The 25,268-nt window shown below is 67.1% G+C and carries 25 protein-coding genes and 1 tRNA gene; 18 read left to right on the plus strand and 8 right to left on the minus strand.

From position 1 onward, the window contains the following. Nucleotide 1 precedes the first annotated feature (1 nt). The 3 genes from OB2597_RS17550 (at nt 2) to OB2597_RS17560 (ending at nt 2,894) form a co-directional block, all read left to right on the plus strand. On the plus strand, nt 2-766 hold the full coding sequence (locus tag OB2597_RS17550; protein ID WP_009806954.1) for a DUF1365 domain-containing protein: 765 nt from the start codon (nt 2-4) through the stop codon (nt 764-766). Nucleotides 767-811: 45 nt separating this feature from the next. Then, nucleotides 812-1,543, plus strand: a complete 732-nt coding sequence (locus OB2597_RS17555; protein WP_009806955.1) for an SDR family NAD(P)-dependent oxidoreductase — start codon at nt 812-814, stop codon at nt 1,541-1,543. 148 nt (nt 1,544-1,691) lie between these two features. After that, the gene (locus tag OB2597_RS17560; RefSeq protein WP_009806956.1) at nt 1,692-2,894 is read left to right on the plus strand and encodes a hydantoinase/carbamoylase family amidase; all 1,203 of its coding nucleotides are present in this window, start codon (nt 1,692-1,694) and stop codon (nt 2,892-2,894) included. A 6-nt stretch (nt 2,895-2,900) separates the two neighbouring features. Here OB2597_RS17560 and OB2597_RS17565 read toward each other — a convergent pair whose 3' ends face one another. From OB2597_RS17565 to OB2597_RS17575, 3 genes are read right to left on the minus strand one after another with little or no spacing between them, the layout of a single operon-like run. Further along, nucleotides 2,901-3,608, minus strand: a complete 708-nt coding sequence (locus OB2597_RS17565) for a hypothetical protein (protein WP_009806957.1) — start codon at nt 3,606-3,608, stop codon at nt 2,901-2,903. Further along, nucleotides 3,599-4,303 carry a response regulator transcription factor gene (locus tag OB2597_RS17570; protein WP_009806958.1) on the minus strand — a complete coding sequence of 235 codons (705 nt, stop codon included), beginning with the start codon at nt 4,301-4,303 and terminating at the stop codon, nt 3,599-3,601. The genes OB2597_RS17565 and OB2597_RS17570 overlap by 10 nt, the downstream gene beginning before the upstream one ends. Further along, nucleotides 4,300-6,201, minus strand: a complete 1,902-nt coding sequence (locus tag OB2597_RS17575; protein ID WP_009806959.1) for a PAS-domain containing protein — start codon at nt 6,199-6,201, stop codon at nt 4,300-4,302. Before OB2597_RS17575 ends, OB2597_RS17570 begins: the two co-directional genes overlap by 4 nt. A gap of 205 nt (nt 6,202-6,406) precedes the next feature. On the opposite strand from OB2597_RS17575, the gene OB2597_RS17580 reads away from it, so the two are divergent. The 14 genes from OB2597_RS17580 (at nt 6,407) to OB2597_RS17640 (ending at nt 20,906) form a co-directional block, all read left to right on the plus strand. Next, nucleotides 6,407-8,380, plus strand: coding sequence for an AMP-binding protein (locus tag OB2597_RS17580; RefSeq protein ID WP_009806960.1), 1,974 nt, complete (start codon nt 6,407-6,409; stop codon nt 8,378-8,380). Beyond that, complete coding sequence (locus tag OB2597_RS21960; RefSeq protein WP_148234758.1) at nt 8,377-8,709, plus strand: hypothetical protein; 333 nt, start codon at nt 8,377-8,379, stop codon at nt 8,707-8,709. The genes OB2597_RS17580 and OB2597_RS21960 overlap by 4 nt, the downstream gene beginning before the upstream one ends. After that, complete coding sequence (locus OB2597_RS17585; protein ID WP_009806961.1) at nt 8,702-9,520, plus strand: ABC transporter ATP-binding protein; 819 nt, start codon at nt 8,702-8,704, stop codon at nt 9,518-9,520. The genes OB2597_RS21960 and OB2597_RS17585 overlap by 8 nt, the downstream gene beginning before the upstream one ends. A 92-nt stretch (nt 9,521-9,612) precedes the next feature. Beyond that, on the plus strand, nt 9,613-9,978 hold the full coding sequence (locus OB2597_RS17590) for a hypothetical protein (protein WP_009806962.1): 366 nt from the start codon (nt 9,613-9,615) through the stop codon (nt 9,976-9,978). A gap of 45 nt (nt 9,979-10,023) precedes the next feature. Continuing rightward, complete coding sequence (locus OB2597_RS17595) at nt 10,024-11,010, plus strand: branched-chain amino acid ABC transporter permease (protein WP_040609427.1); 987 nt, start codon at nt 10,024-10,026, stop codon at nt 11,008-11,010. An 18-nt stretch (nt 11,011-11,028) separates the two neighbouring features. After that, nucleotides 11,029-11,238 (plus strand): hypothetical protein, encoded by a 210-nt coding sequence (locus OB2597_RS17600; protein ID WP_009806964.1) that lies wholly within the window; start codon nt 11,029-11,031, stop codon nt 11,236-11,238. Nucleotides 11,239-11,245: 7 nt separating this feature from the next. After that, a complete protein-coding gene (locus OB2597_RS17605; RefSeq protein WP_009806965.1) occupies nt 11,246-11,440 on the plus strand; it encodes a hypothetical protein in 195 nt (64 codons plus the stop codon). A gap of 3 nt (nt 11,441-11,443) precedes the next feature. Then, entirely contained in the window at nt 11,444-12,520 is a 1,077-nt protein-coding gene (locus OB2597_RS17610) for a branched-chain amino acid ABC transporter permease (RefSeq protein WP_009806966.1), read from the plus strand. 94 nt (nt 12,521-12,614) lie between these two features. Beyond that, nucleotides 12,615-13,901 (plus strand): ABC transporter substrate-binding protein, encoded by a 1,287-nt coding sequence (locus tag OB2597_RS17615; RefSeq protein WP_009806967.1) that lies wholly within the window; start codon nt 12,615-12,617, stop codon nt 13,899-13,901. Nucleotides 13,902-13,983: 82 nt separating this feature from the next. Further along, nucleotides 13,984-14,835, plus strand: coding sequence for an ABC transporter ATP-binding protein (locus OB2597_RS17620; protein WP_009806968.1), 852 nt, complete (start codon nt 13,984-13,986; stop codon nt 14,833-14,835). 62 nt (nt 14,836-14,897) lie between these two features. Next, entirely contained in the window at nt 14,898-15,548 is a 651-nt protein-coding gene (locus OB2597_RS17625; protein ID WP_040609919.1) for a hypothetical protein, read from the plus strand. Between the two features lie 17 nt (nt 15,549-15,565). Then, nucleotides 15,566-16,786: a phenylacetate--CoA ligase family protein gene (locus tag OB2597_RS17630; RefSeq protein ID WP_009806970.1), complete on the plus strand. Its 1,221-nt coding sequence runs from the start codon at nt 15,566-15,568 to the stop codon at nt 16,784-16,786. Nucleotides 16,787-16,823: 37 nt separating this feature from the next. Continuing rightward, nucleotides 16,824-18,470: a peptidoglycan-binding domain-containing protein gene (locus tag OB2597_RS21065; RefSeq protein ID WP_009806971.1), complete on the plus strand. Its 1,647-nt coding sequence runs from the start codon at nt 16,824-16,826 to the stop codon at nt 18,468-18,470. Between the two features lie 102 nt (nt 18,471-18,572). Then, nucleotides 18,573-20,906, plus strand: coding sequence for a mechanosensitive ion channel domain-containing protein (locus tag OB2597_RS17640; protein ID WP_009806972.1), 2,334 nt, complete (start codon nt 18,573-18,575; stop codon nt 20,904-20,906). A gap of 16 nt (nt 20,907-20,922) precedes the next feature. Here OB2597_RS17640 and OB2597_RS17645 read toward each other — a convergent pair whose 3' ends face one another. From OB2597_RS17645 to OB2597_RS17660, 4 genes are all read right to left on the minus strand, one after another. Further along, nucleotides 20,923-21,252 carry a hypothetical protein gene (locus OB2597_RS17645; protein ID WP_009806973.1) on the minus strand — a complete coding sequence of 110 codons (330 nt, stop codon included), beginning with the start codon at nt 21,250-21,252 and terminating at the stop codon, nt 20,923-20,925. Next, on the minus strand, nt 21,249-22,088 hold the full coding sequence (locus tag OB2597_RS17650) for a WD40 repeat domain-containing protein (RefSeq protein ID WP_161601047.1): 840 nt from the start codon (nt 22,086-22,088) through the stop codon (nt 21,249-21,251). Before OB2597_RS17650 ends, OB2597_RS17645 begins: the two co-directional genes overlap by 4 nt. 327 nt (nt 22,089-22,415) lie before the next feature. After that, nucleotides 22,416-22,541 carry a type B 50S ribosomal protein L36 gene (gene ykgO, locus OB2597_RS17655; protein ID WP_007255499.1) on the minus strand — a complete coding sequence of 42 codons (126 nt, stop codon included), beginning with the start codon at nt 22,539-22,541 and terminating at the stop codon, nt 22,416-22,418. A gap of 80 nt (nt 22,542-22,621) precedes the next feature. Continuing rightward, nucleotides 22,622-22,696, minus strand: a tRNA-Val gene (locus OB2597_RS17660). Between the two features lie 145 nt (nt 22,697-22,841). Here OB2597_RS17660 and OB2597_RS17665 point away from each other — a divergent pair. Further along, nucleotides 22,842-23,705: an N-formylglutamate amidohydrolase gene (locus tag OB2597_RS17665; RefSeq protein ID WP_009806975.1), complete on the plus strand. Its 864-nt coding sequence runs from the start codon at nt 22,842-22,844 to the stop codon at nt 23,703-23,705. A gap of 226 nt (nt 23,706-23,931) precedes the next feature. Here OB2597_RS17665 and OB2597_RS17670 read toward each other — a convergent pair whose 3' ends face one another. Next, on the minus strand, nt 23,932-25,263 hold the full coding sequence (locus OB2597_RS17670; RefSeq protein WP_040609921.1) for a S41 family peptidase: 1,332 nt from the start codon (nt 25,261-25,263) through the stop codon (nt 23,932-23,934). Nucleotides 25,264-25,268 lie beyond the last annotated feature (5 nt).

The following is a 25,268-nucleotide window of genomic DNA, read 5'->3' on the forward strand; positions in this document are numbered from 1 at the left end:
CATGATCGATCCCGCGCAACCGCTGCTGCTCAGGGGTCACACCTGGCATGGCCGCAAGGGGGCGGTCCGCAACGCCTTTCGCTACGGCGTCGACTATGTGCTGATCGACGCCGAAGCCCCGCTCCGGACGCCCCGGCTCTTCGGTCGCAATCGCCGCGCCCTGGCGGCCATCCACGACCGCGATCACGGCGGCGCCCCGGGGCGGGGGCGTGGCGCCGCATGGGTGCGCGAGGTCCTGCGCGAACGGGGCCTGCCGCAGCCGGCCCGCCTGCGCCTTCTCGCCCAGCCCCGCCTCCTGGGGCATGTCTTCAACCCGGTCTCCTTCTGGCTCTGCGAGGATGATCGGGGCCGGCTCTTCTGCGTCGTCGCAGAAGTGACCAACACCTTCGGCGACCGCCATTCCTATCTGTGTCACCACGACGATCTGGCGGCGATCGACGGCGACCTTCCCCTGGCCGCCGACAAGGTCATGCACGTCTCGCCGTTTCAGCCGCGCACGGGCGGCTACAGGTTCCGGTTCGACATCCGCGACGATCATGTGGGCATCCGCATCGACTATGGCCCGGCCGGCGAGGGCGTGATCGCCACGCTCACCGGCCCGTTTGTCCCGCTGACCACGGCCCGGCTGCTCGGGGCGACCCTGCGGCGGCCCCTGGGATCGCTCCGCGTCCTGGCACTGATCCACTGGCAGGCCTTCAAACTCTGGTGGAAGGGGGCCGCCTATCGCCCCCGGCCCGAGCCGCCCCGGCACGAGGTGTCGCGTTAGGGAACAGGGCATGACGCGGGACGTTGCCCCCGAAAGGAGACACGGATGAAAACTTGGCAGGGAAAGACCTATTGGCTGATCGGCGCGAGCGAGGGGCTGGGCGCGGCACTGGCGCACCAGCTTAGCCGGGTCGGCACGCGGGTGATCCTGTCGGCCCGGAACGAGGAGACGCTGAACGCGCTGGCCGACGACCTGCCCGGCCCCGCCCGTGTCCTGCCCCTCGACGTGACCGACCGCGAGGCGGTGCATGCTGCGGCGGAGGAGGCCGGAGAGGTCGACGGCGTGGTCTATCTGGCGGGCGCCTACTGGCCGTTCGGCGCCGAAGGGTGGGATGCCGAACAGGCCGAGACCATGGCCGATGTGAACTTTGGCGGCGCGATGCGCGTGGTCGGCGCCGTCCTGCCGCGAATGCAGGAGCGCGGCCGGGGCCATCTGGTTCTGACGGGATCGCTGACCGCCTACGGGGGGCTGCCTGGCGCGGCGCCCTACACGGCGACGAAGGCGGGGATCATGGCGCTGGCCGAAAGCCTGCGCTGCGACCTGCAGGACAGCGGCATCGAGGTCCAGTTGCTCAACCCCGGCTTCATCCGCACCCGCCTGACCGAAAAGAACGACTTCCGGATGCCCGGTATCATGGAGCCGGAAAAAGCCGCGCGCATCTGTTTCGAACACATGAATTCCCATGCCTTCTCGCGTGCCTTTCCCACCTGGTTCTCGCTGATCTTCCGGGGCGCGCGTTACCTGCCGAACTGGCTCTATTTCCGGCTGTTTTCCTGACGGCGGCGCTGCCCGGCAATGAGCCGAAACACGCACATCGAAGGCCACTCCGGCCCGGCAGACCGGGGCGGTTGACCTTCTCAGGGTGCCATGACTAACCTCCCGCGGATTTATCACGATCAAGTCCGCCAATCCGGAAAGGACCGTCATGCTGCCCGTCAACCCTGACCGGTTCCTCGCCGATCTTCACCGCCTGCGCGAATTCGGCGCCGCGGGCGTGGGCCGGGGCGTGGTCCGCCCGGCCTTCACGGATCCCGACATCGCCGCGCGCCGATGGCTGCGCGAACAGTTCGCCGCCTGCGGGCTCGAGGCGCGCATCGATCCGGTCGGGACGGTCTGGGGCCTGGCCGAGGGGCAGTCGCTTCTGGTGGGATCGCATACCGATACCCAGCCCGAGGGCGGCTGGCTGGACGGCACGCTCGGTGTGATCTGCGGCCTGGAGCTGGCCCGGGCGGGCGCCGAGGCGGGAATTCCGATCTCGGCCGTCTCCTTCGAGGACGAGGAGGGGCGCTTCGGCGTCACCACCGGCAGCCGCGTCTGGGGCGGCTTCACCTCGCTCGCCGCGGCCGATCGCCTGACCGACACCCAGGGTGTCACCTATGCCGAGGCCCGCGCGCGCATCGCAGATATCGCCGGCGAATTCCCGGATCCCGGGCGTTTCCGCGGCTTTCTGGAATGTCATATCGAACAGGGCCCCTGGCTCGATCAGGCCGGAGAGGCGGCGGGCGTGGTTACCGGCATCGTCGGCATACGCGACATGCGGGTGACCTTCACGGGCGAACAGAACCATGCGGGCACCACGCCGATGCACCTGCGCAGGGACGCGCTCAAGGGACTGCTGCGGTTCCAGCACCTGATCGCCGACCGGTTCCGCAACGTCGTGGTTGGCGAGACGGTCTGGACCACGGGGCATGTGGAACTGCACCCCGGCTCGCATTCGATCGTGCCGGGCCGCTGCACGTTCTCGATGCAGTGGCGGGACGGTGACAAGCAGCGCCTCGACCGGATGGAGGAGATCATCCGCCAGGCGATCGAGGACGCCGCCGCGGACACCGGTCTGACCGCCGAGACCTCGGACATGCTCGGCCTCGACCCGGTGCCGATGGATGAAGGGATGCAGCAGGCGCTGGCCCGTGCGGCCCAGGCGGTTGCCCCCGGACGCTGGCGCAGGATGCCGTCGGGCGCGCTGCACGACGCGGCCTCGGTCGCGGCGCTTATGCCGGCCGCCATGCTCTTCGTGCCCTCGATCAACGGCATCAGCCACGCCTTCGAAGAGGACACGGACGAGGCGGACCTCGTCACCGGCCTGCAGATCCTGGCCCATGCGGCCGCGGAGATGGCGGCGCGCTGAGCGCCCTCAGAGGTCCAGTTCGCCGGCCACGGCCAGGATCGCCCCGGCCGTCTCGGCCCCCATGAGCGCAGGGTGCAGGTGGCTGCCGTCGATGGTTTCGACCGGCCAGCCGCGGCCGGATGCCGCTTCGGCCGCCGTCGTGAAGAACCGTGACAGGCGCAGGTAGCCGACCGGCAGGTCCGTCCATGGATCGAGGTCGAGCGTCTGATCCAGCCAGTCCGCGGGAAAATGCCGCTGCTCGCGGGCCAGGGGCTCGACCAGTTCGGGCCGCTGGCGCGAGAGCGCGGCGAGACCCATGTCCTCCTGCGTCGACAGGTCCGTCCACCAGTCCGACCACCGGGGCAGACCCTGAGTTCCGGCGGCGCCCCGCAACAGCGACGACACGCGGTCGGGCAGGATGGGCGCGGCGCCCCGGTCCGGCGGAACCTCTCCGTCCACGAGGATCAGCGCCGAAGCGCCGATGCGCGGTGCTAGCCAGGCGGCCAAAACCGTGCCCGCGCCGTAGCCCACGACGACCGGGGCGGGCGTGCGCGGTACCGCCGGCACCAGCGACAGCGCCCAGTCGCCGAGCGACGGAAGATCGACCGGGTGCGCCTGGTGCGGATCGGGCTCGGTCACCATGGCCCCGGCGGCGCGCAGCGCCTCGGCGGTGGCGAGCATCGAGCTTCGGCCGACGAAGGGCCCGGTGATCAGGGCAAAGTGGCTCAGCTCCATTTGACGTCTCCCAGGAAGATGTAGCCCGCCCCGTAGATCGTCTTGATCAGGCGCGGGTTCCTGGGGTCCTCGCGCAGCTTGGTCCGCAGCCTCGAGATCCGGACATCCATCGCGCGGTCGAAACTGTCGCCCGCCGCGCCGCCGAGCGCCTCCTGCATGACCGCCCTCGATATCAGCCGTTTCGGACGCTCCAGAAACAGCCGAAGCACTTCGCCCTCGGCATGAGAGAACGGCACCTCCGCGCCGGCGGCGTCTTCGAGCAGGAAACGGTCGAAATGCGCGGTCCACCCGGCGAACTGGGCGGTCTGCGCCGCCGAGGCCGAAGGTCGGTCCCGCCGTAGCCGGGCCCGCACCCGCGCCACGACCTCGGCCGGATCGAATGGCTTGATGATGTAATCGTCGGCCCCCAGCTCCAATCCGGTCACGCGGTCCTGCACCTGCGCCCGGCCCGAGATGATCACGACCGTCGCGCCCTTTTCCAGCGCCAGCCGGTGGATCAGCGTCAGCCCGTCGCGGTCCGGAAGCGACAGGTCCAGCAGGCAGAGATCCGGCGTCACCGACTGCATGGCTGCCTCGAACTCCGTCGCGCGGGCGAAGCCCATCGTCCTGTAACCGGCCTCTTCCAGCGCCGTGGTCAGCATCGACCGGATCTCAGGTTCGTCATCGAGGATCGTCACCAACGGAATGTCGGTCATTGGGGCAGCGCTCCGGTCGAAAGCAGATGCGACAGGTCGGCCGGATCGAAGGGCTTGCGAAGCACCGGGCATCGCTGCGCCGCCTCGACAAAGAGCGTGTGATCCGTCCGCAGGGACGTCATCATGTAGCAGGGTGGCGCATCGGCAGGCAAGCTGTCGAAGAGATCTATCCCCGTGAGCGACCCCTCCAGCGTGATGTCCGTCAGGATCAGCGTCAGGCCGGGAACCTGGGTGACAAGGCTGCGTGCTTCCTCGACGCTGGCGGCCTCGATGACCGAATAGCCCTCGGCGCGCAGCATGCTCCGGACGGTCTGGCGCAGGTCGGGGCTGTCCTCGACCAGCAGCGCCAGCCCCGGGGCGGCGGCGGGCTGCGCAGGTCGCCACGGCAGTTGCAGGACCACCCGGCCCCCCGACCGCGTGTTGCCCAGCTTCATCCGCCCCCCGACGATCTGGGTCATGTCGTACACGGTCGACAGGCCCAGTCCGCTGCCCGCGTCGCCCTTGGTCGTGAAGAAAGGATCCAGCGCATGGGTCAGTGCGGTCTCGGAAAAGCCCGGCCCGTCATCCTCCAGGACGAGTTCCAGCCAGGTGTCCTGAAGGTTGCGCGCGGTGAGCGTGATGCGCCCCGCGCCGCCGACCGCATCCTTGGCGTTCAGGATCAGGTTCAGCAGGCTGTCCTGAAGCATCGCGATATCGAGCATGAGCCGCGCCCCGCCGGTGCGATCATCGACCGCGAGGGTCACGCCCTCGCCCAGCGTCGGCTCGGCCAGCGTCGTCAGTTCCGACAGAAAGCCCGACAGCTCGACCGGGGCCGGGGCGGGCCTGCGGTCGGCGGTCATCTTGGCCAGCCCGTTGAGCAGATCGCCTCCGCGACGCGCGGCGGCCAGTGTCGCCTCGACGAGGCGCCGCGCATCCGGGTCGAGGTCGCTCGCCGCGAGGCGGGACTGGGTGCCCAGAATGATCGTCAGCAGGTTCGAGAAATCGTGCGCCATGCCGCTGGTGACCTGTGCTGCCAGCTGCCGGCGCCGCGACTGGGCCAGCGCGGCGCGGGTCTGGGTCTCCTCGGTGACGTCCATCGACAGGATGTAGGCGCCGCCCTCGCCGTCGGGGTTGAGCGCCGTGCGGATCCGCCGGGACGAGGCCGCATCGGTGAATTCGAACACCGACTCCCGCCCCTCGTAGGCGATGTCGAGATAAGGTTTCACCGCCGCGTAGGCTTGCGCCCCCAGCACATCCGCCATGTGCAGTCCGAGGATATTCGACGGCCGCCCCGGCATGATCGCGTTCAGCCGCCGGTTGGAATAATTATACGTGCGGCGCGGCGAGATATGGGCGATATGCGCCGGCATCATTTCGGTCGTCAGCCGGATTCGCGCCTCCATCTGCGTCAGCTCGCCCCGGGCCTCCTCGAGCGCGGCATTCGTCGCCTGCAGCTTGCGGTTGGCGGCGGCGAGATCCTCGGCATGGTTGATCAGCTGGCCCGACAATTCGGCCGACCGCGCGCGCAGCAGCTCCTCCTGCCGCTTGATGTCGGTGATGTCGGTGTAGACCGTGACCCATCCGCCCTGGGGCAGCGGCGCCCCCTCGACCGAGATCACCCGCCCGTTCGATCGCGTCCGTTCGAAATAATGCGGCCGGAAGGTCAGGGCCTGCGCGACCCGTTCATGGATGGCGGTCTCGGTGTCGTCGATGGGGCCGTATTCGCCGGTCTCCACCAGATGGCGGATCGTGTCCTGGAACGGCGCGCCCGCCTTTGTCAGGCGGTTCGGCAGGGCGAACATCTCGCGGAATTGCCGGTTGCACAGCACGAGCCGCAGATCCTCGTCATAGATGGACAGGGCCTGCTGGATCAGGTTCAGGCCCGCTCGGGTCAGGGAATCCCGTCTGCTGAAGTCCATCGCCGCCCCCGCTGGTGACATCATGAGGTAGCATCCGCCGCGCACGGGGGAAAGCGCGTCGCAGCTGTTACAATTCGTTACATTTCGGAAATGATGCCGAAAAGGTTCGCCGCAACTTATTGGGGACCTTCCGCACGACGGGGGGATTCGCCGCGACAGGGCGGACCGGCGCGGGGAGGTGCCGGGACAAGGGGAGGGACACTGCATGGCACCTGCGTCCGGTGGCAAGGACGGGCTGGTTTCGATACCGGCCCTGCTTGATCGCAATGCCGAGACATTCGCGACCAAGGCGGCCTATCGCGAAAAGGAGTTCGGGATCTGGCAGACCTGGACCTGGTCCGACACGCGCGAGGAAATCCGCAACCTGGCACGCGGCCTTATCGACATGGGCGTCGAGAAGGGCGACTTCATCGCCATCATCGGGTCGAATCGCCCGCATCTCTACTGGTCGATGGTCGCTGCGCAGATGGTGGGGGCGGTTCCGGTCCCCGTCTACCAGGACAGCGCGGCCGACGAGATGGCCTATGTCCTCGACCACTGCGGGGCGCGCTTCGTCATCGCCGAGGATCAGGAACAGGTCGACAAGGTCGTCGAGGTGCAGGAGAGGCTGCACCAGTTCGAACACCTCGTCTACCTCGACCCGCGCGGCCTGCGGAAATACGACCACTCCCAGCTGCACGATTACCGGCAGGTTCAGCAGACCGGCCACGACCTGCGGGACAAGCTGAACCCCGAGCTCGAACGTCGCCAGTCCGCGATCGCCTATGACGACACCTGCGTCATGCTCTATACCTCGGGCACGACGGGCAAGCCCAAGGGCGTCGTCCTGTCGAACCGGAACATCATCGAGACCTCAATCGCCTCATCGGAATTCGACAGCCTGTCGACCGGAGAGGAGGTGCTGGCCTACCTGCCCATGGCCTGGGTGGGGGATTTCATCTTCTCGATCGGCCAGGCCTACTGGACGGGATTCTGCGTCAACTGCCCCGAGAGCGAAGACACGCTGATCACTGACCTGCGCGAGATCGGGCCGACCTATTATTTCGCCCCGCCGCGCGTCTTCGAGACCCAGCTCACCACCGTGATGATCCGGATGGAGGACAGCACGCGGTTCAAGAAATGGCTGTTCGACCGGTGCATGGCCCATGCCCGAAAAGTCGGCGGAGACATCCTGGACGGCAGGCCGGTCGGCTTCGGCGACCGTCTGAAATACCGGCTGGGCGACCTGTTCATCTACGGCCCGCTCAAGAACACGCTCGGCCTCAGCCGCGTGCGCGTCGGCTATACGGCGGGCGAGGCGATCGGGCCAGAGATCTTCAGCTTCTACCGCTCGCTCGGGATCAACCTGAAGCAGCTCTATGGCCAGACCGAGGCGGGGGTGTTCATCACCCAGCAGCCCGATGGCGAGGTCCGCGCCGATACCGTGGGCGTGCCGTCGCCCGGCGTCGAGGTGAGGATCGCCGACAACGGCGAGGTCTTCTATCGCTCGCCCGGGGTGTTCGTGGAGTACTACAAGAACCCCGAGAGCACCGCATCGACCAAGGATTCCGAGGGCTGGGTGGCCACGGGAGACGCGGGCTTCTTCGAGCCCGACACCGGCCATCTGCGGATCATCGACCGCGCCAAGGACGTGGGCAAGATGGCTGACGGCTCGATGTTCGCGCCCAAGTATGTCGAGAACAAGCTCAAGTTCTATCCCAACATCCTCGAAGCCGTGGTCTTCGGCAGCGGGCGCGACCGCTGCTGCGCCTTCATCAACATCGACCTGAGCGCCGTCGGCAACTGGGCCGAGCGCAACAACATCGCCTATTCCTCGTACCAGGAACTGGCCGGTCATCCGCAGGTCATGGCGACGATCCAGGAGCATGTGGAAGAGGCGAACGCCTCGATCGCCGAGGACGAGATGCTCTCGGGCTGCCAGGTGCATCGTTTCCTGATCCTGCACAAGGAACTGGATGCCGATGACGGCGAGATGACCCGCACCCGCAAGGTGCGCCGCGGCATGATCGCGGACAAGTACGATGACCTGATCACCGCGCTCTACGACGGCTCGAACGAGGTTTCGACCCGGACCGAGGTGACCTACGAGGACGGCCGCAAGGGCTATATCTCGGCGACGCTGGAGATCCGCGACGCCAGGGTGGTGCCGGTCGCGACGCGCAAGGTGGCGGCGGAATGAGCAAACATCTGTCATTGCGCGTCGAATATTCGTTGCACAACAAGACGGAAGCTCAGAGGAGCAAAGCCGGAATTGATGCCATGCGTGCTGCAAAGTTTCTCGAACGCACACTGGGCGGGGAGACCATCCGTCTTTGCGACAGCAACAAGGCCATCTTCAAAGAGGTCGGGTTGGGTCGGTGCTATTGGCATCGGAATGCTCCTAGTGAATTGAGCCTTCCAACTTCAGCAGTTTCCTCTGGCAGCAAATGCACAAGGAAAGACCGAACAACGGGCCATCGCACCTTCTGCAGAAAAAATTATCAGTATCAGGGGGTTGTCTATGCTTGACCAGACCGAGGGCTACACCACCGAAGACGGCCGCAGGATCGGCGGCGTGGTGATGGAGATGCGGAACATCACTCTTCGGTTCGGCGGGGTGGTGGCGATCAAGGACATCAGCTTCGACATCCGCGAGGGCGAGATCCGCGCGATCATCGGGCCGAACGGCGCCGGCAAGTCCTCGATGCTGAACGTCATCAGCGGCTTCTACATCCCGCAGGAGGGCGAGGTGCTTTACAAGGGTGCGAAGCGGCCCCAGATGAAACCCTACGAGGTCGCACGGCAGGGTATCGCGCGCACCTTCCAGAACATCGCTCTCTTCGAGGGCATGACGGTTCTGGACAACGTGATGACCGGGCGCCTGAACCACATGAAGACGAACCTGTTTCAACAGGCGCTCTGGAAGGGCAGGGCCGAGAAGGAAGAGGTCGAGAACCGCGAAGTCGTGGAAAAGGTGATCGACTTCCTCGAAATCCAGAATATCCGCAAGACGCCCGTCGCGCGCCTGCCCTACGGACTGAAGAAGCGGGTCGAACTGGCCCGGGCTTTGGCGGCCGAACCGTCGCTCCTGCTGCTCGACGAACCCATGGCGGGCATGAACGTCGAGGAGAAGGAGGACATGTCCCGCTTCATCCTGGACGTGAACGACGAGTTCGGCACCACCATCGCGCTGATCGAGCATGACATGGGCGTGGTGATGGATCTCAGCGACCGGGTGGTCGTCATGGATTACGGCCAGAAGATCGGCGACGGCACACCGGACGAGGTGCGCAGCAACCAGGACGTCATCGACGCCTATCTGGGGGTTGCGCATGACTGAGGCCGCGACTCCGTTGGCGAATTCCGCCCGTGCGGGGACCTTTGCCCGGTCCGTCGCCGTTGTCCTTCCGAACACACGGAAGGAGACCACGGATGCCCGACCTGACCTGGACCAAGAAGACACTTGCGGAAATCCTCGGAGAGGATCGTGGACTGAGCGATGCGGCCGCCCTGCAGGCGGCGCAGTTCCGCCAGGAGGACCTGGACGATCTGCTGACGGACGAACGGCAGGCGCTGAAACAGGCGCTGCGGGACGCGGCGCATGCCGCGCGCAATGCCCGCCAGCCCGAGATGGGCGAGGGCGACACGCGGCCGGACTTCACGGCCGAGGATATCACCGAGGGCCTGCTGGCGGCACGCTCCGCGCTCGAGGCGGTGCCGGCCGGCAAACGTTCGGAAAAGGCCAACGCGCTGATCGCGGACTGCGCCTGCGAACCGGCTGGCGCGACGCGGAACTGACAAGGGCGCGCGCCGCGTGCCCGCTGAGAAAGGGGGGCGCGGCGCATGCCTGACCAGCTGCTATTCGGAATGGAGGTCTTTCTGAACGGCCTGATGGCCGGGGTGCTCTATGCCCTCGTCGCCTTGGGCTTCGTTCTGATCTACAAGGCCTCCGGCATCTTCAACTACGCGCAGGGCGTCATGGCGCTCTTTGCCGCCCTCACTCTCGTGGGGATCATGGAGGGTCAGGTGCCCTTCTCCCACCTGATCAACGCCATATTCGGAACCGAGGTGCATCATTTCGGATGGCACCTGCCAGCCGTCGTGGGGATCGTGCTGACCATCGTGGTGATGATCGGCCTCGCCTGGGCGGTAAACGCCTTCATCATGCGGCACCTCGTCAACCAGGAGCCCATCATCCTCTTCATGGCGACCATCGGGCTTGCCTATTTCATGGAGGGGCTGGGCGATCTCATGTGGGGCGCCGACATCAAGAAACTAGACGTCGGGCTGCCGCAGGGCATCAACACCGCCATAGACGAGGCGACCTACGACTTCTTCGGCTACGGCTTCTTCATCGACAACCTCGACATCTGGGCCACGGTGATCGCCATCATCCTCGTGGCCGCCCTGATGCTCTTCTCGCAGTACACCAAGCAGGGCCGGGCCCTGCGCGCCGTAGCCGACGATCACCAGGCGGCGCTGTCGGTGGGCATCTCGCTCAACTTCATATGGGTTCTCGTCTGGTCCATCGCGGGCTTCGTCGCACTGGTGGCGGGCATCATGTGGGGCGCGAAATCGGGCGTTCAGTTCTCGCTTTCGCTCATTGCACTCAAGGCGCTGCCAGTCCTGATGCTCGGGGGTTTCACCTCGATCCCCGGCGCCATCGTCGGCGGGCTGATCATCGGGGTCGGCGAGAAGCTCTTCGAATTCGCCATCGGGCCGCTCGTCGGCGGTGCCACCGAGAACTGGTTCGCCTATGTGCTCGCGCTGATCTTCCTCGTCTTCCGGCCGCAGGGCCTGTTCGGCGAGAAGATCATCGAGAGGGTCTGACGATGCGGAGGAAACCCAATGCGCGCACTCCTGCCACCTGTCATCCTGCTGATCCCGGGGTCGGCCGCCATCTGGCTCGCCCGAATGATCGGCGAGGCCCGAAAGGGCGATCTGGAGAGCGGCCCCTTCTGGGCGGACGTGACGCTTCTGTCCATGCTTGGTCTGGCGCTCGTCTCGGCGGGTCTGGTCTGGCTGATCGTCCGGCTGGTCGCGCTGGCGAGGGCCTGAGACCGACATGAAGCAGCGCGCCATCTCCGACGGGACGTTCCGGCCGAACTTCAGATCCCTCGCGGTCGCGGCCCGCGAGGCGACGAGGGGGCTGCGCATGACATCCCTTGCCCTGGCGGACGTCGGCATCCGTTTCCGCACGCCAATTCACCGCTCGGGCGACACCGCCTGCCCGCGGTCCCCCAAGATGCACGAGGTCTGAGACATGTTCTATCGCGAAGCCGGTGAGTTCAAGACATCCTATGTCGACGACAACCAGACCTTTCCGATCCGGTTCGACCGCTACCGCTATTACGCCGTTCTGGCGGTCGCCTTCCTGATCGTGCCCTTCGTCATCAACGACTACTGGGCCAATGCGGTCCTGCTGCCGTTCCTGATATACGCCATCGCGGCGATCGGCCTGAACATCCTCGTGGGCTACTGCGGACAGGTCTCGCTCGGGACGGGGGGCTTCATGGCGGTCGGGGCCTACGCGACCTACAAGCTGATGACTGCCTTCCCCGACATCAACATCTTCTTTCACATCGTCATGGCGGGGGGCATCACCGCCATCGTCGGTGTGCTGTTCGGCCTGCCGTCGCTGCGCATCAAGGGGTTCTATCTGGCAGTGGCCACGCTGGCCGCGCAGTTCTTCCTGGTGTGGCTCTTCAACAGGGTCCCGTGGTTCTACAACAACTCGGCCTCGGGCCAGATCAACGCGCCCGAACGCACCGTCTTTGGCCAGGCCGTGACCGGCCCTGCGACCGAGGCCTGGGCGACCTATCTCTTCTGCCTCGTCTTCACCGTCGCTTCGGCCCTTCTTGCCCGGAACCTCACCCGCGGCGCCATGGGCCGCAGGTGGATGGCGATCCGGGACATGGACATCGCGGCCGAGATCATCGGCGTGAATCCCCTGATCTCCAAGCTGACCGCCTTCGCCGTGTCGTCCTTCTTCGTGGGCATAGCGGGCGCTCTGTTCTTCGCGGTCTATCTCGGCGCGGTCGAAGTGGGTGAGGTCTATGGCATCAACAAGTCCTTCCTTGTGCTGTTCATGATCATCATCGGCGGTCTCGGCTCGATCTTCGGCAGCTTCGCGGGGGCGGCCTTCCTGGTGCTCCTGCCCGTACTGCTCAAGAACGTGTTGGTCGGCACATTGGGCTGGCCCACGGGGCTGGCGTCACATTTCGAGATCATGATCCTGGGCTTTCTTATCATCGTCTTCCTTGTCGCGGAGCCGCACGGGCTGGCCCAGCTGTGGCGCGTCACGAAGGAGAAACTCCGACTCTGGCCGTTCCCCCACTGACGCGAGAGGAGCGCGGCATCCACCGCGGGAACGTCCCGGGGCGACTGCCCCAAACCAACTGCATCGGACTCGAAAAAAAGGGAGGATAGAACCGATGAGACTGAAACTGATGGCAGCACTTGCTGCAACGGTCATGGGGGTGGCACCGGCCTTGGCCGATCTGACCATCCCCGCCCTGAACTACCGGACCGGCCCCTACGCGCCGTCGGGCATCCCCTATGCCGACGGGTTCAGCGACTACATGACCATGCTGAACGAACGCGACGGCGGCATCGGCGGCGAGCAGATCAACGTGCTGGAATGCGAGACCGGCTACAACACCGAAAAGGGCGTCGAGTGCTACGAGCAGACCAAGGGCCAGGGCGCTCTGGTCTACATCCCGCAATCCACCGGCATCACCTATCAGCTGATCCCCAAGGCGACCGCCGACGAGATCCCGATCTGGTCCGTCGCTTACGGCCGGACCTCGGCGGTGAACGGCAAGGTCTTCGAATGGATCTTCAACCTGCCCGGCACCTACTGGGACGCGGCCTCCATCATGACGAAATACGCGATGGAGCAGGAGGGGGGGTCGCTCGACGGCAAGAAGATCGCGCTGGTCTACCACAACTCCGCCTACGGCAAGGAGCCGATCCGCACGCTTGAGAAGCTGTCCGAGAAGCACGGCTTCGAACTGGTCCTGCTGGCCGTGGATCACCCGGGCCAGGAACAGAAGTCCCAGTGGTTGCAGATCCGGCGCGAACGTCCTGACTATGTCTTCATGTGGGGCTGGGGCGTGATGAACCAGGTCGCCATCCAGGAGGCGTCGAACATCCGCTTCCCGATGGACAAGTTCATCGGTGTCTGGTGGTCCGGCTCCGAAGCGGACGTCGTTCCCGTGGGTGAGGGCGCCGACGGCTACAAGTCGGTCACCTGGCACGGCGCGGGCACCGATTACCCCGCCATGCAGGAAATCAAGTCGACCGTGATCGACGCGGGCCTGGCCGCCGGGGACGGCACCAAGTTCGGCGAGGTCGGCTACAATCGTGGCGTCTACACCGCCGCCGTCCTGGCCGAGGCGATCCGTCAGGCACAGGAGGCCAGCGGCACCTCCGACATCGACGCAACGCAGCTGCGCGACGCGATGGAGACGTTGGAGATCAGCGATGCCCGCTTCGAGGAACTGGGTCTGCCCGGCTTCACCGGCGGCTTCCAGCTGAGCTGCGCGCAGCACTCTGCGCCGCGGACCGCCTTCATCCAGCAGTGGAACGCCGCGGACCAGACCTGGACCCCGGTCTCGGACTTCATGGAGCCCGATCTCGAGGTCATCGACCCGCTGATCATGGAGGATTCCATGGCCTACGCGGAAGAGAACGGGATCACCCCGCGCGAGTGCGACTGATCCGACCCGATCCTGTCCGGGGCCCGACGGGGCCCCGGACATTCCGGCGGGCCACGGCCCCAAAGATTTCCGAGGACACGCAATGACCCGAACCGAGCTGCGACAGCCCCCCGACCAGGCGCCCGCCACGGCCGAGAAGCTTCTGGAAGTCAACAATATCGAGGTGATCTACAACCACGTGATCCTCGTGCTGAAGGGCGTCTCGCTGCATGTCCCCAAGGGCGGGATCACCGCGCTTCTGGGGGGCAACGGGGCGGGCAAGACCACGACGCTCAAGGCGGTGTCGAACCTGCTGCACTCCGAGCGCGGCGAGGTCACCAAGGGCTCGATCCTCTACCGCGGCGAACGTGTCGCGGACCTTGATCCGGCGGCGATGGTCAAGAAGGGCGTGATCCAGGTGATGGAGGGCCGCCACTGTTTCGAGCACCTCACCGTCGAAGAGAACCTGCTGACAGGTTCGTATACCCGCGGCGCCTCGAAGGGCGAGATCGACGCCGATCTCGACCTTGTCTACAGCTATTTCCCGCGCCTCAAGGAACGACGCAAGTCGCAGGCCGGCTATACCTCGGGCGGAGAACAGCAGATGGTCGCCATCGGGCGGGCGATCATGTCCCGTCCGGAAACCGTGCTGCTGGACGAGCCCTCGATGGGCCTCGCGCCGCAGCTGGTCGAGCAGATCTTCGGCATCGTCAAGGACCTGAACGAGAAGGAGGGGCTGACCTTCCTCTTGGCCGAGCAGAACACAAACGTGGCGCTGCGGTTCGCGCATTACGGATACATCCTCGAATCCGGCCGGATCGTGATGGATGGCCCCGCCGCCGAACTGCGCGAGAACCCGGATGTGAAGGAATTCTACCTCGGCATGTCCGACGAAGGGCGCAAGTCGTTCCGGGATGTCCGGTCGTACCGCCGCCGCAAACGTTGGCTGTCATGATCGCGCCGGCCCGGAACAGCGCCCTGCGCCGGTCGTTTCCTCCCTTTGCGACGGAGGTGACCATGAGCTGCAAGGAGATCGCCAAGGCCCTGATCGACACGCAGGGCCAATTGTTCAGCGACGAGGTGGGCGCCAACATCGCGCGCGACGTGCCGCAGCAATGGTTCCACTGGCTGCTGACGGCGCAGCTGTGTTCGGCCCGTATCTCGGGGCGCAAGGCCCTCCAGGCTTCGGCGGCGCTGCGTGAGACGGGTTTTCACAAGATCGACGCGATCCTCGACGCGGGCCGAGGCAGGCTGATCCGGGTGCTGAACGAGAATGGCTATGCCCGGTTCGACAATGTCGGCGCAGACCAGATCCGCGCTGCCGCCGAACTGGTGCGCGAGACATATGACGACGACCTGCGCAATCTGAACGAGCGGGCCGGCGGCGACCCGGCCCGGGTCCGCAAGTTGTTGCAGGAGGTGAAGGGCATCGGTTCGACGGGCGCCGACATCTTCTGCCGCGAGGCGCAGATGGTCTGGACCGGGCTCGGGCCGACGGCGGACCGGCTGTGTCTGGACCAGGCCGGCAAGCTGGGCCTGCCCGAGGATGCGGAAAAGCTGGAAGAGTTGGCAGGAGAGAGGGGCCGTTTCGTGCGGCTTCTTGCGGGGCTGGCGCGGGCGGCCCTGGACGGAGAAAGCGACGCCGTGGCGCAAGCCGCCCGGACCTGACGCGACGGAGTGAAGGCATGGAGTACCACTACGACACGCTCGAGACGCGCAGCGCGGATGAACGCGCCGCGGCGCTTGCGCAGGATCTGCCGCGCCAGGTGGCGGCGGCCCAGGGGCTGCCCGGCTACGGCGGACGGCTCGACGAGGTCGACGCCCCGTCTGTGATCACCCTGCAGGATCTGGCCGCGTTGCCGGTTCTGCGCAAGTCCGACCTGGGGGCGGCGCAAACAGCCAGGCCGCCCTTCGGCGGATTGACGACGCTGCCGGTTTCCGGGTTTGCCCATGTCTTCCAGTCCCCCGGACCGATCTACGAGCCGGGGGGCGTCGGCCACGACTGGTGGCGGATGGGGCGGTTCCTGCATGCCGCCGGGATCGGCAAGGGCGATATCGTTCAGAACTGCTTCGGCTATCACCTGACACCGGCCGGCATGATCTTCGAGAACGGTGCGCGCGCCGTCGGCGCCGCGGTCCTGCCCGCTGGCACCGGCCAGACCGAGCTGCAGGTCCAGGCCGCCCGCGACATCGGCTGCACCGCCTATGCGGGCACGCCGGATTACCTCAAGGTGATCCTCGACAAGGCGGACGAGATGGGCATGCCGCTCGGTTTCATGCGGGCAGTGGTCGGCGGCGGGGCGCTCTTCCCGTCGTTGCGCCAGGAATACGCCGACCGGGGCATCGCCTGCCTGCAGAGCTATGCCACCGCCGATCTCGGCAACATCGCCTATGAATCCGACGCGAAGGAGGGGATGATCGTCGACGAGGGCGTCATCGTCGAAATCGTCACCCCCGGCACCGGCGACCCGGTCGAGCCCGGCCAGGTCGGCGAGGTGGTAGTGACCACGCTCAATCCCGACTATCCGCTGATCCGCTTCGCCACGGGCGACCTGTCGGCGGTCCTGCAGGGCGAAAGCCCCTGCGGCCGGACCAACATGCGGATCAAGGGATGGATGGGCCGGGCGGACCAGACCACGAAGATCAAGGGCATGTTCGTCCGCCCCGAACAGGTCGCCCAGCTTGTCGCCCGCCATTCCGAAATCCGTCGCGCCCGCGTTCTCGCGCAGCGCGAGGGCGAGATGGATGTCATGGTTGTCCAGGTCGAAGCCGATGGTGGCGATGATATCGCATATCAGAAGTCGGTCATGGATGTATTGAAACTCAAGGGCCGGGTGGAAGTTGTCGCCCCGGGTGCGCTGCCCAACGACGGCAAGGTCATCGAGGATCAGCGCAGCTACGACTGACCTGGCGGGGCGCGATCCCGCCTGACGGGAGGATGCCATGTTCAAGACCCTGAAACGGATCGCCATTCTCGCGGCCTCGGCCATGGCCGCGCCGCTATGCGCGGCCGACCTCGCCCTCGTCCTCGTCAATGCCGAATACGACGAGATCGGCGACAGGGAGGGCAGCGGCTATGCCGCCTGGTTCGAACGCGAGCTGGAAGCAGCGGGCTTCACCACCTTCGCGCTTCAGGACGGCACCGGGTCGGGGATGCGCGCCATGGCGCGTGATTTCGCCGCGGCCCTTGCCTCGGACACGGACAACCGCGTGGTGGTGGTGCTCTCGGGCCAGATGGCCGCCACCGCCTCGGAAACCTTTCTTCTCGGGACCGAGGCCGCGCTTCCGGACGGAATTTCCGTCGCGGAAGAGGGGATCGCCGTCTCGCCTCTGCTCGACCTCGCCGGAACGGCGCAGGGGCGGTCGGTGGTCATGATGTCGGCCGGCGGCGCGGAATTCGACACCGGGCCGGCCCTCGCGGCGGGCGCGGGCGCGGTCGAGGCGCCGCAGGGCGTGGCGCTGGCGCAGGGCAATGTCCGCCCGCTCCTGTCGTCGCTTCGGGCCGGCCTGCTCACCCGCGGCGGCTCTTTCGCCGATGTTGCCGCGAACGCGCCCCGCGGCGTCACCTATTCCGGCTTTCTCTCCCGCGCCATCGGGCTGATGACCGGCTCGGGGCAGGGGGGGCAGGGCCCGAGCCTGCCGGATCCCGGGGAATTCGCCTACTGGAACGCGGCGCAGGACATCGGCAGCGAGCCGGCCTTCCGCGCCTATCTCGACCGGTATCCCGACGGCCGGTTCGCGGCCGACGCCCGGGCCCGGATCGAGGGCCTGCGGGACGCGCCCCTGCGCGCCGCGCAGAGTGCCGAGGCCGATCTCGCCCTCACCCGCGAGGCGCGGCGCGAGGTGCAGCGGTATCTGACGATCCTGGGGTTCAACACGCGGGGCGTGGACGGCATCTTCGGGCCGGCGACGCGCAGCGCCCTGACGGACTGGCAGGTGGCCCGCCGCTTTGACGAGACCGGATACCTCGATGCGCGCCAGCTTTCCGCGCTGCGCTCGGAAGGGGCGGCGCGCGCTGCCGAACTGGAACGCGAGGCCGAGGCCCGGCGCGCGGCCGAGGAACAGCAGGACCGCGACTACTGGGCCCGCACCGGCATCACCGGCGACAGGGCCGACCTCGCCGCCTATCTCGACCGCTACCCCGACGGTATTTTTGCCGACACGGCCCGCGACCGTCTGGACCGGATCGAAGAGCGGGAGCAGGCCGAGGCCGATGCGGAAATCCGCGACGCCTGGGAACGCGCGCGGTCCGAGGATACCGAAGAGGCCTACATCCGGTTCCTGCGCCGCTATCCCGACAACGCCTTCGCCGGCGCCGCCCGCAGCCGGATCACGGAATTGCGGGAACCGCCGCGGGACACCGCCGCCGAAGAGGCCGCGCGCCAGCAGGAGGCGGGCGTCGTCAACAACCCGATCACCCGCGTTCTCGTCGAGCGTCGACTGCAGCAACTGGGGTTCGAGCCGGGCGCGCCCGACGGCAGGTTCGATGCCGAGACCCGGCGTGCGATCCGGCGCTTCCAGCGCTCGCGCGGGTTGGAGGTGACAGGTTTCGTCACGCAGGCAACCATGGTGCGGCTGCTGTCCAGCTAGCGGCCGCACCGGCGTTTCACCCGCCCCCGCGCAGTCGCGGCTTGAAATCGTGGCGCTTGCATTATCTTGATCCGGAACCGAAATACGCCAAACTGTAGTGATATGAAAACTTTTCTGACGACCCTCCTCCTGATCCTTCTCTTGCCGTTTCAGGCAATCGCGCAGGACGCCGCAGAGGAGGTGCCGCCCGAACCGACCAGCCTCAAGCTTCTGCTCGACGTGATCGAGGACGAGGCCGCGCGCGAGCAGCTGATCGAACAGCTGCGCGCGGCGGGCGCCGAGACGGAGGCCACGCCCGGAGAGGTCGTCGAAACGCTGGCCGATGGCGCCCCCCCGCCCGAGGACCTCTCGTTCGGCCGGCGCATCGCGATGGTCACGCAGGAGGCCGCCGAGGGCATCGCCGACAGCGCCACCGCCGCCTGGTCCCAGGTGACGCGCGCTCCGGCCGTGTTCGAGGGGCTGCGCGGCGACGAAGTCCCGGTCCTTCTCGACGCCCTGTGGGAGCTGGCGTTCGTGATCGCCGCGACGGTCGTCGTCTTCGTTATGCTGCGCCGCATCGGCAAGTCGATCTACGCGCGCATGGGCCGCTCGGCGCGCGACGGGGGCTTCGCCCGCACCGTCGCGCTGTACATCGCCTCGGGCCTGATCGATGCGCTCAACGTGATACTGGCCTGGGCGGCGGGCTATGTGATCGCGCTGCTCGCCTTGGGCGAATTCGGGCAGATCGGCATCCGCCAGACCCTCTATCTCAACGCCTTCCTGCTGGTCGAGATGGCCAAGCTTGCCGTGCGTCTGGTTCTTTCACCCTCGGCCACCCATCTGCGGCCGATGCCGATCGGCGACCGGGCCGCAAGCTACCTGAGCGCGCGCCTCAGCTTGCTGGTCGGGATCGGCGGCTATGGCCAGCTGCTGGTCGTGCCGATCATCAATGCCAACGTCTCCTTCGCCGCCGGGCGCGCGATCTCGACCCTGATCGCCTTCGCGGTGCTGGCCATCGCCGTCTGGCTCATCCTCCGAAACCGGCGCCCGGTAACCGAGTGGATGCTGGGCGAGCGGGGGGGCCGGCCCGCGGTCCCCACCGACGAACGGCCCGCCGTCGCGGAAACCCGCGACGAGCCGATGACCGCCGTCGCGGCCGAGGCGATGACACCCGACACCGATGCAGGCGGCATGGGAAGCGCCCTCGCCGATGCCGAGAGCCCGTCCCGCCACCGCGGAACGCTCCACTTTCTCGCCACGCACTGGCACTGGCCGGCGCTGGCCTACCTCTTCGTCATGTTCATGATCGTGCTGGTCCGGCCCGGCGACGCGGTGTTCCGCGCCTTCGCCGCCTCGGGCCAGGTGGCGGTGATCGGTTTGATCGGCGTCGCGATCTCGGGCCTGATCAGCCGTGCCATGGCGCGCGGCGTCTCGCTGCCCGACCGCATCACGACCCGGATGCCCCTGCTCGAGACCCGGCTGAACCGGTTCGTCCCGCGGCTTCTCTTCGTGCTGCGGCTGGTGATCTTCCTTCTCGTCGTGCTCTTCGCCATGAACGCGATCGACCTGATCGACCTGCGCGGCTGGATGGCCAGCCAGATCGGCGTGCGCCTGACGGGCGCCGTGTTCTCGGTCTTCGCCATTCTCATCGTCGCCTTCCTGGTCTGGCTCGCCCTGACCTCCTGGGTGGACTACCGTCTGAACCCCGAATTCGGGCCGGTGGCTTCCGCGCGCGAAAGCACCTTGCTGTCGCTGCTGCGGAACGCGGCGACCATCGCCCTCATCATCGTCACGCTGATGTTCGTGCTGGCGGAAATCGGGCTGGACATCGCGCCCCTCCTGGCCTCGGCCGGGGTGCTGGGCCTGGCCATCGGCTTCGGCGCGCAGAAGATGGTGCAGGACATCATCACCGGCATCTTCATCCAGTTCGAGAATGCGATGAACGTCGGCGACGTCGTCACCGTCGGCGGCACCACCGGCACGGTCGAGCGTCTGACGATCCGCTCCGTCTCGCTGCGCGACCTCGCGGGTGCCTTTCACATCGTGCCGTTCTCGTCCGTCGACATGGTGACGAACTACATGCGCGACTTCGGTTATTTCGTCTGCGACATGGGCGTCGCCTACCGCGAGAATGTCGACGAGGTGAAGAAAGCCATGTTCGACGCCTTCGACGAGTTGCGTTCGAATCCCGAGAACCGGGCCAATATCATCGGCGATCTGGAATGGTTCGGTCTGAATTCCTTCGGCGACAGCGCCGTGGTTTGCCGCGCCCGGATCAAAAGCGTCCCCGGCGCGCAATGGGGTGTCGGCCGGGCCTATAACGAGGTGCTCAAGCGGGTCTTCGACGACCGCAACATCGAGATCCCCTTTCCGCATCAGACGATCTACCTCGGCGAAGCCAAGGACGGCAGCACGCAGACCTTCAAGGTGGACATGGACCAGGACGCGACGGCCTGACCGTCGCGCGCCGGCGCTATTCCTGCGCGATGCCGTGCCGCGCCATGCATTGCCGCAGGACCGCGCGCGGTCCGGCCGGTGCGCCCCCGTCGAGCACGCAGTCGAAGGTGGCGTTCAGCGCGCGCTGATCGCAGCCGATCCGGGCATAGGTGGCGGTCAGGTGATCGAGCCTGCCGATCGCGCTCTCCACCGCATCCGCCTGCGCATCCCCAAGCGCCTGGATCATCTCGAGCCAGACCGACCCGGCCATCTGACCCACCAGGGCGCACCGTTCGCCGGTCTGCGCCAGCGCGCCGGTGGTCGCGCCCGAGAGGGCGAGCAGGGCGATCAGGCCGATCCGCCTCATGCCGTGCCTTTCCGGATCAGGACCGTTCCGCCGAGCGCCGCGGCCAGAAGCCAGAACGCCGCCGGAAGCGGGATCGCCGGTGCCGGTGCCGGCTCCGCGGAATCCGTCTGCGTCCGCGCCGTCGCGCCGCCCGAGAAGATCGCCGGTCCGCCGGAGACAGGGGTGGTGCGCGTCAGGTATTCCCCGGTCCGGCCGTCGAAGAGCAGGGCGGTCGGACTCGTTCCGCCCGTCCCGTCGCGGCTCTGCGCACCGATCAGGATCCGGTCATCGAGAAAGGCGACCTCGCCGCCGAAATCGCTCAGTCCCAGCCCCGCGGGGGCAGTGAACCTGCGCAGCACCTCGCCGGTCTCCGTGTCGAACAGATAGACCGCGCCGCTCCCGCCGCCGGTCGCCCCGGCCAGAAGGCGTGTGCCGGATAGCGCCACGGAGTATCCGAACCGGTCGCCGGCTGCGCCATCCGGAGCGGTGAACCTGGCCAGAACGCCCCCGGTCAGGGCATCGAACAGATAGACCGCGCCCGGCGCCGAGGCGTCGCCCTGGCTTCCGACGGCGGCCTGCGTGCCGGACACCGCAACCGCCTGCCCGAAGGCCGGATCGCTTTCGCTGGCCGGTGGGGTCAGCTGACGCAGCATCGCGCCCGTCGCGCCGTCGAAGACATAGACCCCGCCGTCGGCCGAGGCTCCGCTGTCCATGATCGCGAAACCGTCGGCGCGGACCAGCGTCGGGACAGGATCTCCGCCATCGCAGCCCTGCCGCGAGAGGCGGCAGATCTGATGCGACGTCACGGTGTCGAAGTCGTACCCGTCGGTCGCCGGTCCCGGGCCGACCCGAGGCATCGGAGACCCCGAGGCCGGCGCGAGGGGCCGCGCGGACAGCGGATCGTCGGCCGGCACGCTCACTGCAGCGGCCCCGGAGGCCAGCATGCATCCGGCAACAACGACCGGTAGAAAGCGGAAATGTTTCTTCACCTTGGACAACGCCTCGTGAACTGCGGGCTTGGATAAATAACCTTTTGACGACACTCCGTCAATTTTCATTCCGCACGGCAACGCTCCGTTTCCACTACCACGACGAACACGCCCGGCGCAGGTCCCGGATTCAATACCCCCGGACGACAAAAGCCGCCCCTGAGGGCGGCTTTCGGATCGGGGTGCCCCAAGTTCTCAGCCCTGGCGGGCCTTGAACTTGCGTTGCGTCTTGTTGATCACGTAGACGCGGCCTTTGCGGCGCACGACGCGGCAATCGCGATGGCGCTGCTTCAGCGAGCGGAGCGAGTTGCGGACCTTCATCGGTCATCTCCTTCTTCGCGGCGCGGCGAGCGCCTGATTCGCAATCTGACCCGGGGCCTTGGCCGCGGGCCGGTGAAACATGGTGGGCGGTACAAGGATCGAACTTGTGACCCCTTCGATGTCAACGAAGTGCTCTACCGCTGAGCTAACCGCCCATGTCCCTGCACGGCCCCGCCCCTTCAATCAAAAGGGGCGCGGGGAACCCGCGCCGGTCCGCGTGTCTATAATAAGAGTCGCAGGGGGGATCAAGCCTTTTGGAGGCGAAAGTTTTCGGTCTAGACTGCGGTGATCGGAACGCCCATGACCATGCCCGGATACGACCTCTATCATCCTGACGCGCTGACGACCTCGGTCGTCTTCGCCTCGCCGCATTCCGGTCGCGACTATCCGGACGACTTCCTCCGGGCCTCCGTGCTCGACCGACGCTCGATCCGCTCGTCCGAGGACGCCTTCGTCGACATCCTCTTCCGCGCCGCCAGAGATTTCGGAGCCCCCCTTCTGGCCGCGCGTGTACCGCGCGCCTACGTCGATCTGAACCGCGGCCCCGACGAACTCGATCCCGCGGTGATCGACGGTATCCGGCGCCCGGGCCACAATCCCCGCATCGCCTCGGGGCTGGGGGTCATCCCCCGCGTGGTGTCGAACGGCCGCGCGATCTATCGCGGCAAGATCACGCTGGCCGAGGCCCGCGGCCGTCTCGCCTCCTGCTGGCATCCCTATCACGCGGCGCTCCAGCAGCAGCTGGACGCGGCGCACGCGCTCTTCGGCGAGGCGATCCTGATCGACTGCCACTCCATGCCGCGCGAGGCCGTGGACTGCGTCGTCCGGACCGGCTCGCGGCGGCCCGACGTGGTCATCGGCGACCGGTTCGGCTCCTCCGCCTCGACCTGTGTCATCGACGGGGTCGAGGCCGCACTGCGCGCCGCCGGCCTGACCGTGGCCCGCAACACGCCCTTCGCCGGCGCCTTCGTCACGCAGTACTACGGCCGGCCCTCCCGCCGCCAGCACGCCATCCAGGTCGAGATCGACCGCTCGCTCTACATGGATGAACAGCGCATCGAGCCCCGTCCCGACTTCGCGGCCTTCAAGGAATTGATGACGCGCGTGGCCGCCGCGATCGCAGAGATCGGCCGCGCCTCCGCGGCCCCGCTGGCGGCGGAATGATCCTCCTCGGGGCCGACCCGGGCACGTCCCGGTGGTCTCGGGCAGGCGTTCTCCTGACCCGTCGCGCCACCGCCACGGGCCCGGCAGCGCGGCCCGAGGGCATCGCGCCCTGATCTTCTTTGGTCTGAAAAATATCCCCGCCGGAGGCGCCCCGGCCCCCGCAGGGGCCGGTGGAATGGAATGCGCCGCAGGCGCTCCGCCGGATTGGGCCGGATTGGGGCCGACCCTACTGGCGCAGGGCGATCAGCCCCTTGAGCAGGTCCACCGCATAGGCCAGCTGATAATCCTCGTCGCGCAGCGCCGCCGCCTGCTCCGCCTCTTCGCGTTCCTGTTCGATCTGGCGGATCTGATCCTCGCTCAGGCTGTCGTTGTTCAGCGCGCCCCGCAGATCGGCCTCGGACCGGTTGCGGCGGCTCGTCGCCTCGTCCTCTTCCTCCTCGTCCGGCGTGCTGCGCGGCTGTTCGACGATGATGTCGGGCGAGACGCCGAGCGCCTGGATCGACCGGCCGGAGGGCGTGTAGTAGCGCGCCGTCGTCAGCCGCATCGCACCGTCCCCGCGCAGCGGCATCACCGTCTGCACCGATCCCTTGCCGAAGGACTTGGTGCCCACGACGATCGCCCGCCGGTGATCCTGCAGCGCGCCCGCCACGATCTCGGACGCCGAGGCCGAGCCGCCGTTGATCAGCACGACGATCGGCTTGCCGTCCATCAGATCGCCCTGCGTCGCGTTGAACCGCTCCCCGTCCTCGGGATTGCGGCCCCGGGTCGAGACGATTTCGCCCTTCTCGAGGAAGGTATCGGCCACCTTGATCGCCTGGGTCAGCAGCCCCCCCGGGTTGTTCCGCAGATCGAGCACGATGCCGTCGACCTCTTCCATGCCGCCGGCGGCCTCGATCTCGCGCTCCAGCCCCTCGACGAGGTTCGGCGTCGTCTGGTCGTTGAAGGTGGTCACGCGCGCCACGATGGCGTGGCCTTCGGTGCGCACCCGCGCCGCGGTGAGCTTGATGGTGTCCCGGATGATCGAGACGTCGAACGGTTCGGCCTCGCCCTCGCGCACCACGGTCACGATGATCTCGGACCCGACCGGCCCGCGCATCAGATCCACCGCTTCGTCCAGCGTCAGGCCCAGCAGGCTCTCGCTGTCGACATGGGTGATGAAGTCGCCGGCCTCGATCCCAGCCTCGTCCGCCGGCGTCCCGTCCATGGGCGAGACGACCTTGACGAAACCTTCTTCCTGCGTGACCTCGATCCCCAGCCCGCCGAATTCGCCGCGGGTCTGGACACGCATCGCGCTGGCGTCGTCGGGGGAGAGATAGCTGGAATGCGGGTCGAGCGAGGTCAGCATCCCGTCGATCGCCGCCTCGATCAGCTTGGATTCATCGACCTCTTCCACGTATTGCGCCCGGATACGCTCGAAGATGTCGCCGAACAGGTCGAGCTGTTCGTAGACGTTGCTGGATCGGGCACTGTCCTGCGCCAGCAGCGGTGCCGCCACCTGCGTCGATCCCAACAGCCCCGCCGTGATCCCGACCAGTCCCGCCACGATATGCTTTTTCATGCTCA

The organism is Pseudooceanicola batsensis HTCC2597, from assembly GCF_000152725.1.
Lineage (GTDB): Bacteria > Pseudomonadota > Alphaproteobacteria > Rhodobacterales > Rhodobacteraceae > Pseudooceanicola > Pseudooceanicola batsensis.

Excerpts from the sequence above, each read along its gene's own strand:
- OB2597_RS17615 (WP_009806967.1), top strand. The coding sequence starts at position 12,615 with ATGAGACTGAAACTGATGGCAGCACTTGCTGCAACGGTCATGGGGGTG.
- OB2597_RS17630 (WP_009806970.1), top strand. The coding sequence starts at position 15,566 with ATGGAGTACCACTACGACACGCTCGAGACGCGCAGCGCGGATGAACGC.
- OB2597_RS17560 (WP_009806956.1), top strand. The coding sequence starts at position 1,692 with ATGCTGCCCGTCAACCCTGACCGGTTCCTCGCCGATCTTCACCGCCTG.
- OB2597_RS17605 (WP_009806965.1), top strand. The coding sequence starts at position 11,246 with ATGAAGCAGCGCGCCATCTCCGACGGGACGTTCCGGCCGAACTTCAGA.
- OB2597_RS17625 (WP_040609919.1), top strand. The coding sequence starts at position 14,898 with ATGAGCTGCAAGGAGATCGCCAAGGCCCTGATCGACACGCAGGGCCAA.
- OB2597_RS17575 (WP_009806959.1), bottom strand. The coding sequence starts at position 6,201 with ATGGACTTCAGCAGACGGGATTCCCTGACCCGAGCGGGCCTGAACCTG.
- OB2597_RS17600 (WP_009806964.1), top strand. The coding sequence starts at position 11,029 with ATGCGCGCACTCCTGCCACCTGTCATCCTGCTGATCCCGGGGTCGGCC.
- OB2597_RS17580 (WP_009806960.1), top strand. The coding sequence starts at position 6,407 with ATGGCACCTGCGTCCGGTGGCAAGGACGGGCTGGTTTCGATACCGGCC.
- OB2597_RS17640 (WP_009806972.1), top strand. The coding sequence starts at position 18,573 with ATGAAAACTTTTCTGACGACCCTCCTCCTGATCCTTCTCTTGCCGTTT.
- OB2597_RS17650 (WP_161601047.1), bottom strand. The coding sequence starts at position 22,088 with ATGCCTCGGGTCGGCCCGGGACCGGCGACCGACGGGTACGACTTCGAC.
- OB2597_RS17645 (WP_009806973.1), bottom strand. The coding sequence starts at position 21,252 with ATGAGGCGGATCGGCCTGATCGCCCTGCTCGCCCTCTCGGGCGCGACC.
- OB2597_RS17665 (WP_009806975.1), top strand. The coding sequence starts at position 22,842 with ATGACCATGCCCGGATACGACCTCTATCATCCTGACGCGCTGACGACC.
- OB2597_RS17565 (WP_009806957.1), bottom strand. The coding sequence starts at position 3,608 with ATGGAGCTGAGCCACTTTGCCCTGATCACCGGGCCCTTCGTCGGCCGA.
- OB2597_RS21065 (WP_009806971.1), top strand. The coding sequence starts at position 16,824 with ATGTTCAAGACCCTGAAACGGATCGCCATTCTCGCGGCCTCGGCCATG.
- ykgO (WP_007255499.1), bottom strand. The coding sequence starts at position 22,541 with ATGAAGGTCCGCAACTCGCTCCGCTCGCTGAAGCAGCGCCATCGCGAT.
- OB2597_RS17555 (WP_009806955.1), top strand. The coding sequence starts at position 812 with ATGAAAACTTGGCAGGGAAAGACCTATTGGCTGATCGGCGCGAGCGAG.
- OB2597_RS17590 (WP_009806962.1), top strand. The coding sequence starts at position 9,613 with ATGCCCGACCTGACCTGGACCAAGAAGACACTTGCGGAAATCCTCGGA.
- OB2597_RS21960 (WP_148234758.1), top strand. The coding sequence starts at position 8,377 with ATGAGCAAACATCTGTCATTGCGCGTCGAATATTCGTTGCACAACAAG.
- OB2597_RS17585 (WP_009806961.1), top strand. The coding sequence starts at position 8,702 with ATGCTTGACCAGACCGAGGGCTACACCACCGAAGACGGCCGCAGGATC.
- OB2597_RS17610 (WP_009806966.1), top strand. The coding sequence starts at position 11,444 with ATGTTCTATCGCGAAGCCGGTGAGTTCAAGACATCCTATGTCGACGAC.
- OB2597_RS17595 (WP_040609427.1), top strand. The coding sequence starts at position 10,024 with ATGCCTGACCAGCTGCTATTCGGAATGGAGGTCTTTCTGAACGGCCTG.
- OB2597_RS17570 (WP_009806958.1), bottom strand. The coding sequence starts at position 4,303 with ATGACCGACATTCCGTTGGTGACGATCCTCGATGACGAACCTGAGATC.
- OB2597_RS17670 (WP_040609921.1), bottom strand. The coding sequence starts at position 25,263 with ATGAAAAAGCATATCGTGGCGGGACTGGTCGGGATCACGGCGGGGCTG.
- OB2597_RS17550 (WP_009806954.1), top strand. The coding sequence starts at position 2 with ATGATCGATCCCGCGCAACCGCTGCTGCTCAGGGGTCACACCTGGCAT.
- OB2597_RS17620 (WP_009806968.1), top strand. The coding sequence starts at position 13,984 with ATGACCCGAACCGAGCTGCGACAGCCCCCCGACCAGGCGCCCGCCACG.